The sequence below is a fragment of the Lichenicola cladoniae genome (assembly GCF_013201075.1).
Classification (GTDB): domain Bacteria; phylum Pseudomonadota; class Alphaproteobacteria; order Acetobacterales; family Acetobacteraceae; genus Lichenicola; species Lichenicola cladoniae.
Genome location: NZ_CP053711.1, coordinates 130,786 through 143,151, shown reverse-complemented (window position 1 = coordinate 143,151; position 12,366 = coordinate 130,786). Strand labels below are relative to the sequence as shown.

Here is a 12,366-nt window from a genome sequence, read left to right as displayed (position 1 = left end):
GTATGTGGCTCTACGGCCAGATTTCTGGACAGCGGATTGCGACTTGGCAATGTCAGCACGTTGATATCGCATGAGAACAGACAGCGAGTGGTCGCTTGGTTCGGGCGCCAAGGTTTCCTCAACCAGCAGGACCGACGATGGCTGGATCGTAGCTGTGGTTTTGTCCGGTGAGGCGCGGTGTCCAGCGTGTGGCACCTGCTCCAGCCGCCGCCACGGCTGGTGTGTCCGTCATCTACAGGACCTACCGGCGCAAGGAGCCGCTGTGGCGCTGGCGCTCAGAATGCCACGGTGGCGATGCCTCAATCCCGGTTGTTCGCGGAAAACGTTTGGCGATCGCCTTCCACAGATCGTGGCTCCGTATGGCCGCCGGACCCGTCGGGTCGTGAAACTGGCCCATGTGCTTGCCCATACTGCCGGAGGCCGGCCAGCCGGGCGTCTGATTGCGCGCCTCGGGATGCCCAGAGCAAGGACACCCTCCTGCGGTCGTTGAAGTGCGGCGTGAACAAGCAGGCGCCGGCGGCGTCCGTCCGCGTGGTGGGCGTGGACGACTGGAGCTGGCGAAAAGGCAGCACCTACGGGACGATCATGGTGGATCTCGAGCGCCGTGAGGTTCTGGACGTCCTGCGGGACCGCTCTGCTGAATCGACGGCCTCCTGGCTTGCCTGCCACCCGACGATCGAGATCGTGAGCCGTGACCGTTGCGGTCTCTTCGCCCAGGGAGCCGCCCAGGGCGCACCTCAGGCAAGCCAGGTCGCCAACCGTTTGCACCTGCTGCAGAATCTGCGGCACGCAATCGAACAGCAGCTCACCCGCGCGCCCGATCGGCATCTTCAACTCGCGTTGCAGGAGATCGTCGTCCTCGCGATCCGCCGGTCTCATCCACCGCTATGGGCAGCCGGAGGTGACGGAGCATCGTTATCTTGTCTAGGCGGGACGCCGTGGCCGGGCGCAACTCGGGTTCGATCGCGTCAAGGCGCTGCACGACGAAGGCAAGACGCTGGCCACGATCGCCCGCGAGACCGGGTTCAACTGGCGCATGGTCCGGAAGTGGACACGGCTGGACGCATACCGGCCCCAGGCGACCATGGCGCCGAAGACCACCACGCCGGGCGGCTTCGGTGCCTACCTGGCGCGGCGCTGGAACGATGGATGCACGATGGGGCGGCAGCTGCTCGCGGAGATCCGCCCGCTTGGCTACATGGGCAGCCTGACCCACCTGCAGCGGCTTCTGAACAGCTGGCGCCGGGCCCACTTCGCGGCGGTGCTCGCCGCCTGCGCCGGAATGCGCGGTGGCTCCTGCCGGCATACAAACGGCCTCCGTGCCCCCGATCGTCGCGTCAGCATTGTGCATCAAACCGCGCGGGATGCTGACCACCGTCCAGGCCGACAAGGTGGACGCGCTGAAGGCGACCTCCACCGAGTTCGCGGCGATGCGCGCGCTCGCCGTGCGCTTCCGCGGCCTTCTCAGGGGCGGCGATATCGAGCTACTGGACACCTGGTTAGGTGACGCCGCCAGCTCAGGTATTCACGCTATGCGACAGTTCGTCGCGACCCTCCGCCGCGACCTTGTCGCTGTCCGCGACGCTTACGTTGAGCGTGCGGGTCTTCGATCTTTTTTGGACGCTAACGGTGCGCTGCGCCTGCGGCCGTGAGCACCAGACACCGCTGCCGGCGTTGGCGCGGGTGAAGCTGAAGGATCGTGAAGAGCGAGTGTTGGGGCACCTGGTGCGGCGATTGCGCTCCCAGAAGTGCGGACAGCGGCCGGCTAGCGTGATCACCGAACATCCGCCGTCAGGAGTGACGGAGGAGCTGTTAGCGGCCGGCTAGGCCACCTGTGCGGTCAATATGACCGTGCAGGCTCTAGCATTGCGCAGCTCAAGATCAGTCTTAAGGTAGAAGCATGGTCTCCTACCTCCAAAGCCTCGCGGTTTCGTGTTTTCTGGTTGTTATGGGCGCTGCTGCAGCGGAGGCGCATGGCCACCGGCATCACCGATCGCATAGCAGCAGCCATAGCCACCACCTTGCGGCCGGCACCACCGCCAGCTTCTACGGTGCGCGCCAGAGTGGTCGACGAATGGCGAACGGGAAGCGCTTTAAGCCTCTGGGAATGACTGCGGCCAGTCGCACGCTCCCGCTGGGCGCTACAGTTCGGGTGACGAACTTGGCGAACCACCGTAACGCGCTGGTGCTGGTGACCGATCGTGTGGGGCACCGCGGCCGTGCGCTTGACCTCAGCCTAGGGGCCGCCCGACATCTCGGGATGCAGAAACAGGGACTCGCTCGGGTGCGGATCGAGCGGGTCTCTTAGATCGCCGCTGGGCATCGTCAGCTACACCTGGAGCCAGTGCTATCTGCAACCTCTACTCGATCAATTCGAACCAAGCTGCGATGCGCGAGCTGGCGACCGTGGGCAAATGAGAAGCCATTTTCAACGCTTTGCAAACGCTCGCTGACCTGATGACGACGATACCAGCTCTCTCGAAAAGAAGCGTGAAAGCGGGAACTAGCCGCCCTAAGCGAGGCGAGCCTGTAGATCGTTGAGTAGCCAACTCCCGGCCCGACCGAGAGAGCGATCCCGCATGTGAGCGGCGTAGATTGTCAGCGGCCCCGTCGCGCGGGCGGGATCGTTTTCGATCGCCAGGGAGACAAGGCGACCATCGGCCAAGTGCGGCATGACGAGATATTCGGGCATTCGGCACCAGCCCAGGCCCGCTAGCAAGAAGTCCAGTCGCCGCCCGAGTTCCACGAAACGCCAAGCCCTAGTGCCAATTACGCCGTAGCTGGGGCCATCGGGCGCGGCAGGGTCGGACAGCACGAGTTGAATATGCTCGTCCAGGTCGACGTGCGTTGCCGGCCGGTCCAGCCCAGCCAAGGGATGAGCCGGGGACACGACAGGAATGAGGTTGATACCGAGCAGCGGTAGGGCCGCCACATCGTCGGGTACACTGGGCAACAGGATGCAAAGCGCGAGCGCGGCGTCCCCCCGTCGCAACCTTCGCTCAGCCCCGCCCAGCCCTTCGGTGGAGAAGCTGACGGGAAGGTAGGGAAACTCGAGGCGTAGCGCTTGCAGGCTATCGATAAAGGCTGCGGTCGGAACCAGCGGATCGATCGCGACAGCCAGCTCGGGCTCAAGCCCTTCGCGCATGCCGGCGGCGAGTGCTTCAAAGCGGGCGGCACCGGACAAGAGGGTGCGGGCCTGTCCTACCAGCACGCGGCCCACATCGGTCAACGCAGGCCGGAACTCCGACCGGTCGAACAGCGCCACGCCCTGCACACTCTCCAAGGTCGCGACGGCCTGGCTGATGGCGGATTGCACGCGCCCGAGCTTGCGGCCTGCGGCGGAGAAGCTGCCCGTGTCCGCGATTGCGACCAGCACGCGAAGCTGGTCAAGGGTGAGGCTTCCGATCATCCATCATCCCTGCCGATAAGGACTATCATATATTTATCGCTTCCGTGCATGGTTTCGATGGGCCACATGGTCAGTCATGCAACCGACCTTCTTCATCAACCATGGCGGCGGCCCGTGTTTCTTTCTTGAGCCGGGACCGATGCGCGAGACGTGGAGCGAGCTGGAAAGCTACCTGCGCGGCTTCATGGCCACGCTCTCCGAGAGGCCGCGTGCCATCCTCGCCATCTCGGGCCATTGGGAAGAGAATGTGCCGACCGTCAATGCCGGCGCGTCGCCTCCGCTGCTGTTCGATTACGGCGGTTTCCCCGACTATACCTATCAGTTGATATGGCCGGCCCCCGGTGAGCCCGACCTGGCGGCGCGCGTGCGCAGTCTTCTTTCGGCCGCTGGCATCCCCAGCAATAGTGAGCCAGCACGTGGCTGGGACCACGGCGTGTTCGTGCCTCTCAAGGTGATGGTGCCTGATGCTGACATTCCGCTGATGCAGCTCTCGTTGCAACGCGGTCTCGATCCGGCCACCCACCTTGCGATCGGGCGTGCGCTCAAGCCGCTACGGGGCGAAGGCGTGCTGATACTCGGTAGCGGCCAGACCTATCACAACATGCGCGGCTTCTTCGGTGGCGAGAGACTAGACCCCGAGGCCGAAGCATTTGATGGTTGGCTGCGGTCAGCGATGATCGACGGCGAGACACGCGACAGCGCGCTGATCCGCTGGGAAGACGCTCCCTGCGCCCGCGACGCGCAACCCCACGAGGATCACTTGCTACCGTTGATGGTCGCCGCCGGGGCGGCGTCAGGCGAGCCCGGCGCCGTCCATTTCCACGGCCATGCGCTCGGCAAACCGATTTCCGGCTTCCGCTTCGGCTAACCCCACACGTAAGGAGGAACACTTATGTCCAAGCTTCTCGTCGTCGAAACCAGCCCGCGCGGCGACTACTCGATCTCACGTGGCCTCACCCGCCGGTTCGTCACCGAATGGCAAGCGGCGCATCCAAACGGCGAAGTGGTTGATCGCGACTTGATGGAAACCGACTTGCCGTTCGTGACAGGGCCTTGGCTCCAGGCCTATTTCACACCGGCCGAGCAGCACTCGCCCGAAATGAAGGAGGCATTGCGCCTGTCGGACGAACTCGTCGCCGAGCTGCTGGCAACCGACCATCTCGTGATCGCCACTCCAGTCTACAACTACAACGTGCCCGCCGCGCTCAAGGCGTGGATTGACCACATCGTTCGTAAGGGGCTGACGCTCGGCACGGATGGCAGCGGTCTCGTCGCCGTAAAGAAGGCGACCGTGCTTCTCGCCTCCGGCGGCGTCTACACCGAGGACTCACCCATCCGCGACCGCGACATCGCGACCCAGTATCTCCGGCTGATCCTCAAAGTCATCGGTATCACGGACGTCACCTTCATCGCTGCCGGCAATGCGAAGGCGGTCGACACGGGCCAGATCGGCCGCGATGACTTCCTTGCCAAATTCCAGAGCGAGATCGAGGCAGAGGCCGCCTAGAGCCGTGTCTAGGAGGTCCACATAATCCGGGGGTCCGGTAGTAATGGAACCAAAAGTTCGGTTCAGCATAAACCTTACTGAATGGGTTTACTGGCCGCAGATAGATACATGAGTTGATGCGTGCTGAAACTCGATCCTACCGCACACGCGGGATGACCTCAGTCCAGTACATCAATCGATTGTTTTGTGCATTCGGCCGTTATAGAGATCGCCGCTATATGTAAGACACGAACCTGACCGCGCCGATCAGCCTGGCTGTTCGGGTTCTGGGTCTGGAAGCACGGCCGGCAACCGGAGTGTCGTGAGATACAGCGCCGCATGAAGCGCTGACAGCAGCGCGAACGTCGCGACGAACCCTTCCAGGGATGACGCCGGGCCGGAGATCGCCGAAAGACGCCAGCCGAGAAAGGTCGCGCATACCGTGGTTAATGTCGGGCCGCCAAGGCGCTGGACGATGTTGGAGGCTGAAGCCGCCATCGGCAGTTTCGGTTTCGCTATCGTCGCATAGCTAGCAGTCATCGACGGCACGCCAACCGCGCTGATGCCGGCGCCGCGTAGAAAGAGGCTCCCAACGAGGAGCGGGACGGAGAGCCCGTGACTCGCGAGAAAGAGCAGTGGCACTGTCCACAAGATTGCCAGCAGCGCACCAGCGCCCGCCAGTCTGCGGATGCCGAACCGGTCGGTGAGGGCGCCGATGAACGGGTAGGTGCACATCATCCCGAGGCCGAGCGGCGCCAGCAGCAATCCGCTGCGTTCCGGCGACAACCCGCACCCGTGTGTCAGAAAGATCGGTATCAGCATCTGACCGGCGAAAGACACTCCGTTCATCATGAACATGACAAGGACCGAGGCGGCGAACGGCTTGTTGCGGAGGAGCCGAAGGTCGATCAGTGCAGCGTCACCCTTTCGCGACGCGTTCCAGCAGAACCACACGAGCACAACGACGGAGATCGCGAGTGAGGCTCGACCGACCGGCGTGCCAGCGTGGTCGGAGCCGTACAGGAACAAGAAAAGTCCCGGCGACAGGAGAGCCAGCCCCGTCAGGTCGAGCGTGCGCGGCCGTGTCTCGTTCCGATCGTCGCTCAGTAAGACGGCTGCAAGAGCGAATGCCATCACCCCAACCGGGAGGTTGACGAGGAACAGCCAGCGCCAGGAGGCATAATGAAGAATAGCCCCCGCGACCACTGGCCCAAGGAGCGGCGCGAGCAGGACAGGCATCGTGACGTAACTCGCGACCCGCGCCATCTGCCGCCCAGCGACCCGCGCGACCATCATCTGGGCCATGGGGGCGAGCAGGCCGCCGCTCATGCCCTGTAGAATCCGGAATGCGATCAGGGACTCTGCGGACCACGCCAGCCCGCACAACGTCGATGATAAGGTGAAGGCCGCGAAGCACCAGAGATAGACGGCCTTGGCACCGATCCGATCCACAAGCCAGCCATTCAGCGGAAGGACCAGTGCGAGCGCCAGAAGATAGCCGCTCACCACCCACTGGATCGTTGCGAGGCTGGCATGCAGGTCCCGGCTAAGGCTTCCGAGCGACACGTTGACCACGGTCGCGTCGAGCTGCGCCATAAACGAACCAATGGCTGCGACGCCGACGACCTGCCAGACCGCAAGGGGTAGCCGTCCGGTCCGATCGCCGTCGGGCGCCGAGACGGCCTCCCTAGACTGCGCCGCCGGCGTGCGACGCACGTTCAGCGCGCGAGCTCGATCCCGTCCGCGGTGGTCACGCGTCCAAGCAGGGGAAAGACGCGGTCGATGGCGAAGCGGTGCATCTCGTCCGTCATCGTCGTGGTGAGGTCTTCCGCGATGACCACCGCGTAGCCGTGCTCGTGCGCGGCCCGCGCAGTCGATTCGACGCCCATGTTGGTCGCGATCCCGCCCAGGACGATCGTCGTGATGCCACGCCGCCGTAGCTGTAGATTGTTGATTTGCATTGAGATCTGCCCCGGGTAGGGCCTGAGTTTTCGCTGAGATTTGACCCGTGTCTGTTCACATCCCTTGCCGAATGGTTGGGGTTATTGGAGTGATCGACATGGAGTTGTTGAGTGTGATCCACCGTTGGCGTCACAGGGATCAGATTTCGATCCGAGACATTGAGAGGCGGACGGGGTTGTCGCGGAACACGATCCGCAAATACCTGCGTTCGGACGCGGTCGAAGTCAGGTTCAAGGTGCCGGAGCGCCCGAGCCGGCTGGACCCGTTCGCAGACAAGCTGTCGGGATGGCTGGCGGTGGAGGCAGGCAAAGGGCGCAAGTCGCGCCGGACCGCTCGCCGGTTGCACGCGGACCTCGTCGTGCTGGGTTATGACGGCTCCTACGCACGGGTTGCCGCTTTTGCCCGGCATTGGCGAGCGGAGCGCATGGTCGCGCAGCGCACTACCGGGCGCGGAGTGTTCGTGCCGCTGGTTTTCTCTCCGGGAGATGCTTTCCAGTTCGACTGGAGCGAGGACTGGGCAACGATCGCCGGCAAACGGGTCAAGCTGCAGGCCGCGCACACCAAGCTCGCGCATAGCCGGGCCTTCGTGGTCAGGGCCTACAGGCTACAGACGCACGAGATGCTGTTCGACGCCCTGGCCGAGGCGTTCCGGGTGCTGGGCGGGGTTCCGCGCCGGGGCATCTTCGACAACATGCGAACCGCCGTGGACCGGATCGGGGTGGGCAAGGCGCGGCAGGTCAACGCACGCTTTGCCGCCATGGCCAGCCATTACCTGTTCGAGCCCACGTTCTGCAGCCCAGCCTCGGGCTGGGAGAAAGGTCAGGTCGAGAAAAACGTACAGGATGCGCGGCGGCAGCTCTGGCAGGCCGTGCCGTCCTTTGCCGACCTGCCAGAACTCAACGCGTGGCTCGAGACGCGCTGCATCGAGCGCTGGGGCGAGCTCGTGCACGGGGTGCTGCCGGGCAGCGTCGCTGACGTTCACGCCGAGGAGCGGGCGAGCCTGATGCCGGTGGGCCGGGCGTTCGATGGCTTTGTCGAGCACCCCAAACGGGTGTCGCCGACCTGCCTGCTGCATTTCGAGGCCAACCGCTACAGCGTGCCCGCCTCGTTTGCCAACCGGCCGGTCAGCCTGCGGGTCTATCCCGATCGCCTGATCGTGGTAGCCGAGGGGCAGGTCTTATGCGAGCACGTCCGCATCGTCGAACGCTCGCACGATGTCCCCCGCCGCACCGTCTACGACTGGCGGCATTACCTGGCGGTGATCCAGCGCAAGCCGGGGGCTCTGCGCAATGGCGCGCCCTTTGCCGAAATGCCGGAAGCGTTTCGCACACTCCAGACCGCACTGCTGCGGCGGCCAGGGGGCGATCGGGAGATGGTGGACGTCCTTGCCCTGGTACTGCAACACGATGAGCAGGCGGTGTTGTGCGCGGTGGAACTGGCTCTCGAGGACGGTGTCGCCACTAAGACCCATGTCCTCAACATCCTCCACCGCCTGACGGACGGCCATGGCGCAACTGCCGCCATCAACGCACCGCAGGCTCTCGTGCTGCGACAGGAGCCCAAGGCCGATATCGAGCGCTACGACGCGCTGCGGGACCGGGAGCTGCGCCATGCGTCATGATCCCGCCAGCGCCGCCCTCGTGGTCATGCTGCGCGGGCTCAAGATGTTCGGCATGGCTCAGGCGGTGGGAGAACTGGCCGAGCAAGGCGGCCCTGCGTTCGAGGCGGCCGTCCCCACCATGTCGCAGCTGCTTAAGGCCGAGATGGCCGAGCGCGAGGTACGCTCCATCGCCTATCACACCAAGGCAGCACGGTTTCCGGCCTACAAGGACCTGGCCAGCTTCGACTTCGCCGCCAGCGAGGTCAACGAGGCCACGGTGAGGCAACTGCACCGAGGCGAGTTCACCGACCGGGCCGACAACGTCGTGCTCATCGGCGGGCCCGGCACCGGAAAGAGCCACCTCGCCACGGCACTGGGCGTCCAGGCCATCGAACAAAGCCGCAAGAAGGTCAGGTTCTTTTCCACCGTGGACCTGGTCAACACGCTGGAACAGGAGAAAGCCGCCAACAAGGCCGGACACCTCGCCGACCATCTGATCCGTCTCGACCTCGTCATCCTGGACGAACTTGGCTACCTGCCGTTCAGTTCGTCGGGCGGCGCGCTGTTATTTCACCTGCTCAGCAAGCTCTACGAGCAGACCAGCGTCGTCATTACCACCAACCTGAGCTTTAGCGAGTGGGGCCAGGTGTTCGGCGATACCAAGATGACGACCGCGCTGCTCGACCGGCTCACCCACCACTGCCACATCCTGGAAACCGGGAACGACAGCTTCAGGTTCAGAAGCAGTTCGACCGAACCCAAAACCAGGAGAACCAAAACATCGGCTTGACCCGCACCAGCAGTGCGACAGAAATACCCTTGGCCGGGTCACTTCTCAATGAAAACGCCGGGTCAGCTCTCAGTGAAAATTAACAGTCGTGGCGCGCAGACCGCGCCCTCGTAATTCTAAGGCTGACCTTTGTTCATGTTTTGTTCGTACGCAACAAGACAACTGCCATGGGTCACAACACATCACGCCAGAAGGCGGCTGCCTACGTCCGGGAGCAGCGGCTCGCCGGTTATTTTGACTGGCATCTGATCGCTGACTGCGATCGATGCTCCCGGCAGGGTATTGTCCGGGTGGCAGTCCTGGTCAGACGCAGGCCGGACATCACAGTGTCCAGGGCCCTGGCCCGCCTGCGGTGCGCGAGTCACCCGGTGCGGTCCGGCTCGAGCGTAACGGCCGCGTCGTCGCAATCGCTGGTCCGGGAAGCTAGTGATGCCTGAGCCTTTGACCGGCTTCTCAATGGATGAACTTCTGAAACGCGCCATCGGATCTGCCCGTTCGGTCTACATCCGGAAAGGCACGAAAGAGCCGCGTTGGGCGGCGGTCAAGAACTGTCTTAACCTGACCGAGCGACAGGCCAAGCGGCTTGTGGAGTGGAGCGGGTTGGATCCAAACGAGCTAGTGAACCGCTAGTCTGGTCATGGAGCCCTGCTAAAGACTGAGCATCCAATGCCTTGCGCGCCCGTCGCACGGCAGCTCGCTCAGCGTCGGCCCGTGCGACTATGATGCGGCTCTCCGCAATCATGGCCGAGACCCATTCGCGATCAAGCTGACATTGCCTGATCGTCTCACGACCCCGGCGTAACAGAATCTCGATGTCGATAGCATCTAGTGATTGCGGCACGGCACGCACTCGGATCTTTGGATGTTGTCTGATACCAAATCGCGAGAATGCCATGTGGTCACAACATGATGTTCACCGGCAGGTGACCGCCTCCTCGGCTTAGGCAATTTGGCACCGTGAGCAAACTAGGGAGCTTGCTGATGTGGTTGAATATCGAACATCGGCCAAAACCCCGTCCCCGACGCCCCACAAGAAAGGTATCAATCTGACATCCAGTGTCGGCGTCAGAGAGAGCGGACCATCAGAGGAAGAGAACTGGAACCGAGAAGGGTCATATTCTCTGCTCGAAACTGGGCGCCGGAGGAACACAAGTCCTCTCTAAGGGAATGTTCTTGATTGGTTCAGATCTAGCGTATGCGAGATTCACTTTAGTGCAGTGACCCCTAGTCGGCAGTGCAGCGTGGGCCGATGGCCTCAAAGGCCTATCAGAACCCTTATTCCTCCATCCAGCGCCGCCTGCTGTGCCGCGATCTCATCACTGACTTTTACCCATATGGCCGCGGTGACAAGTTCATCCTTGGCGCGTAATTCGGCTGCACGCGTCATTGCTAATTTTCTAGCATTCCTGCTGTGTTTGTTGATCATCAGGCGAGCCGCTTGGCGGTAGTTCACGCGAAGGCTCCTAACTGTAGATGGAGCGCAGCTGCTATGAGGCGTGTATACGCTCAACGGGACCAGTAGCCCGGTCAGCGCTGAATGACGTCGTGAGCTCGACTCCGATCCTTCCATAGCACCACTTCGGGCCGTCCAGCCTAGATCCAGGTGGTCTTTGACCCGGGGCGGTGCGTGCCCGAGAGTGACGCATGCCCATCTTTGAGCTTGCCCTCGCACTGCTGACCGGCGGCGCGCTGCTCTACCTGTTGGCCGGCCGGATCGGCACGCCTTATCCGGCATTGCTGGCGCTGGCTGGGGCTGGGCTCGCTTTTGTGCCGGGCGCGCCGGTGATCCGCCTGGACCCGTCGCTAGCGCTGGCGCTGTTCGTAGCGCCGGCGCTCATGGAGGCGGGGTTCGGCGCCAGCCCACGCGACCTCAAGGCCAACGCCGTTTCAATCACCGGGCTGGTGCTGGTGGCCGTCATCACCACCGTCGCGGCGGTGACCTGGACCGCACATGCGTTGGTGCCTGGGCTGCCCTGGGCGGCGGCGATCGCGCTGGGTGCCCTCGTCGCGCCGACCGATGCCAGTGCCGCCACGCCGATCCTGCGACATCTGTCGCCGCCGCACCGCCTCATGACCATCCTGGAGGGGGAGAGCCTGTTCAACGATGCGGCCGCCCTGCTGATCTATCGCGGCGCCCTCGTGGTGGTCGCCGCCGGTGCGTTCCATCCCTGAACGCAGCTGCCTCTGCTGCTGTTGTCGGTGGCGGGCGGGCTGGTGGCAGGCTATGTGCTGGGGAAGCTGTACCTGCTCCTGGCAAACCGGCTGCGCGACCACACAGTATCGATCGTCATGCAATTCGTTGCTACCTTTCTGGTCTGGATACTGGGTGAGCAGCTTGGGCTCTCGCCGATCATCACCGTCGTCGTCTATGCGCTCACCATCGCCCGCGTGTTGCCGCTGCGTGGCGAGGCGTGGCTACGCGTGCAGCGCTATGCCGTCTGGGACGTGGTAATCCTGGTTCTAAACGTACTCGCCTTCGTGCTGATCGGGCTGCAATTGCGGCTGTCCTTGCCGCAGCTGGAGGGGCCAAACGGTCGCATCTGACTGCTCGTGGCGGCCTCGGCGCTGGCTACGGTGATCCTGGCGCGGGTCGTCTGGGTCATGAGCCACACCGCATTCGTGCGCTGGCGGATTCCCGGCTTCGGGATTGGGCCGCGTCGCCACGCTGATCGCGGCAAGCCAGGAGATTGGCATGGCGGCATGATCGTCGCCTGGTGCGGCATGCGCGGCATCGTCACGCTGGCCGCGGCGCTTGCGTTGCCAGACGACTTCCCGCATCGCGACCTGCTGCAGTTCGTGGCGTTCGCGGTCTTGCTGGGTACGCTGGTGCTGCCGGGCATGACGCTGCGGCCGCTTCTCTCCGTGCTGACGCTGCATGACGATCAGTTGGTTGAGAGCGAGGTAAGGATGGCGCGCGTCGAGACTGCCCGCGCGGCCGTGTCTGATCTCGAGAACGCACCGGACACCCATGCGCGCACCGCTCTCCTGGCTGAATATCGCCGTGGGGGCGAGGTGCCGCGCGACGGTATGGCGGGGCTGCAGCAGACCGCGGTGCAGGCACAGCGGCGCATGCTGGGTATCCCTCCGCTGAAGGCCGCCTGGGCGTGAATCTGTCGCCA

General features: G+C 63.7%; 12 protein-coding genes and 2 pseudogenes. 10 read left to right on the top strand and 4 right to left on the bottom strand.

What is annotated here, in order from left to right; all coding sequences use genetic code 11:
- Window positions 1-70: 70 nt before the first annotated feature.
- The 4 genes from HN018_RS29655 (at window position 71) to HN018_RS29645 (ending at window position 2,308) form a co-directional block, all read left to right on the top strand.
- Complete coding sequence (locus HN018_RS29655) at window positions 71-490, top strand: transposase family protein (RefSeq protein ID WP_171834168.1); 420 nt, start codon at window positions 71-73, stop codon at window positions 488-490.
- 8 nt (window positions 491-498) lie between these two features.
- Window positions 499-1,371: a transposase gene (locus tag HN018_RS29650; protein WP_408886852.1), complete on the top strand. Its 873-nt coding sequence runs from the start codon at window positions 499-501 to the stop codon at window positions 1,369-1,371.
- Complete coding sequence (locus HN018_RS26670; RefSeq protein WP_171834166.1) at window positions 1,365-1,652, top strand: hypothetical protein; 288 nt, start codon at window positions 1,365-1,367, stop codon at window positions 1,650-1,652. The genes HN018_RS29650 and HN018_RS26670 overlap by 7 nt, the downstream gene beginning before the upstream one ends.
- A 248-nt stretch (window positions 1,653-1,900) precedes the next feature.
- Window positions 1,901-2,308 (top strand): septal ring lytic transglycosylase RlpA family protein, encoded by a 408-nt coding sequence (locus HN018_RS29645; RefSeq protein WP_171834165.1) that lies wholly within the window; start codon window positions 1,901-1,903, stop codon window positions 2,306-2,308.
- Between the two features lie 204 nt (window positions 2,309-2,512).
- Here the strand turns inward: HN018_RS29645 and HN018_RS26660 are convergent, their stop codons facing one another.
- On the bottom strand, window positions 2,513-3,409 hold the full coding sequence (locus HN018_RS26660) for a LysR family transcriptional regulator (RefSeq protein WP_171834164.1): 897 nt from the start codon (window positions 3,407-3,409) through the stop codon (window positions 2,513-2,515).
- Between the two features lie 76 nt (window positions 3,410-3,485).
- Here HN018_RS26660 and HN018_RS26655 point away from each other — a divergent pair, with 76 nt between their 5' ends.
- Window positions 3,486-4,277 carry a DODA-type extradiol aromatic ring-opening family dioxygenase gene (locus tag HN018_RS26655; protein WP_171834163.1) on the top strand — a complete coding sequence of 264 codons (792 nt, stop codon included), beginning with the start codon at window positions 3,486-3,488 and terminating at the stop codon, window positions 4,275-4,277.
- Between the two features lie 24 nt (window positions 4,278-4,301).
- The gene (locus HN018_RS26650; RefSeq protein WP_171834162.1) at window positions 4,302-4,916 is read left to right on the top strand and encodes an FMN-dependent NADH-azoreductase; all 615 of its coding nucleotides are present in this window, start codon (window positions 4,302-4,304) and stop codon (window positions 4,914-4,916) included.
- A gap of 246 nt (window positions 4,917-5,162) precedes the next feature.
- On the opposite strand, the gene HN018_RS26645 is transcribed toward HN018_RS26650, so the two are convergent.
- Both HN018_RS26645 and HN018_RS26640 read right to left on the bottom strand, forming a co-directional pair.
- Complete coding sequence (locus HN018_RS26645; protein WP_239479456.1) at window positions 5,163-6,611, bottom strand: DHA2 family efflux MFS transporter permease subunit; 1,449 nt, start codon at window positions 6,609-6,611, stop codon at window positions 5,163-5,165.
- Window positions 6,612-6,613: 2 nt separating this feature from the next.
- Window positions 6,614-6,844: pseudogene (locus HN018_RS26640) on the bottom strand (isochorismatase family protein); the annotation flags it as partial.
- Window positions 6,845-6,954: 110 nt separating this feature from the next.
- Between HN018_RS26640 and istA the strand changes: the two are divergent.
- From istA to HN018_RS26625, 3 genes are all read left to right on the top strand, one after another.
- Window positions 6,955-8,478 carry an IS21 family transposase gene (gene istA, locus HN018_RS26635; protein ID WP_172443596.1) on the top strand — a complete coding sequence of 508 codons (1,524 nt, stop codon included), beginning with the start codon at window positions 6,955-6,957 and terminating at the stop codon, window positions 8,476-8,478.
- Window positions 8,468-9,247 carry an IS21-like element helper ATPase IstB gene (gene istB / locus HN018_RS26630; protein ID WP_171837288.1) on the top strand — a complete coding sequence of 260 codons (780 nt, stop codon included), beginning with the start codon at window positions 8,468-8,470 and terminating at the stop codon, window positions 9,245-9,247. The genes istA and istB overlap by 11 nt, the downstream gene beginning before the upstream one ends.
- Before the next feature lie 429 nt (window positions 9,248-9,676).
- Window positions 9,677-9,877 carry a hypothetical protein gene (locus tag HN018_RS26625; RefSeq protein WP_171837969.1) on the top strand — a complete coding sequence of 67 codons (201 nt, stop codon included), beginning with the start codon at window positions 9,677-9,679 and terminating at the stop codon, window positions 9,875-9,877.
- A gap of 625 nt (window positions 9,878-10,502) precedes the next feature.
- Here the strand turns inward: HN018_RS26625 and HN018_RS26620 are convergent.
- Window positions 10,503-10,700, bottom strand: coding sequence for a hypothetical protein (locus HN018_RS26620; protein WP_171837968.1), 198 nt, complete (start codon window positions 10,698-10,700; stop codon window positions 10,503-10,505).
- A gap of 191 nt (window positions 10,701-10,891) precedes the next feature.
- On the opposite strand from HN018_RS26620, the pseudogene HN018_RS29310 reads away from it, so the two are divergent.
- A pseudogene (locus tag HN018_RS29310) lies at window positions 10,892-12,355 on the top strand (cation:proton antiporter).
- Window positions 12,356-12,366: the final 11 nt, after the last annotated feature.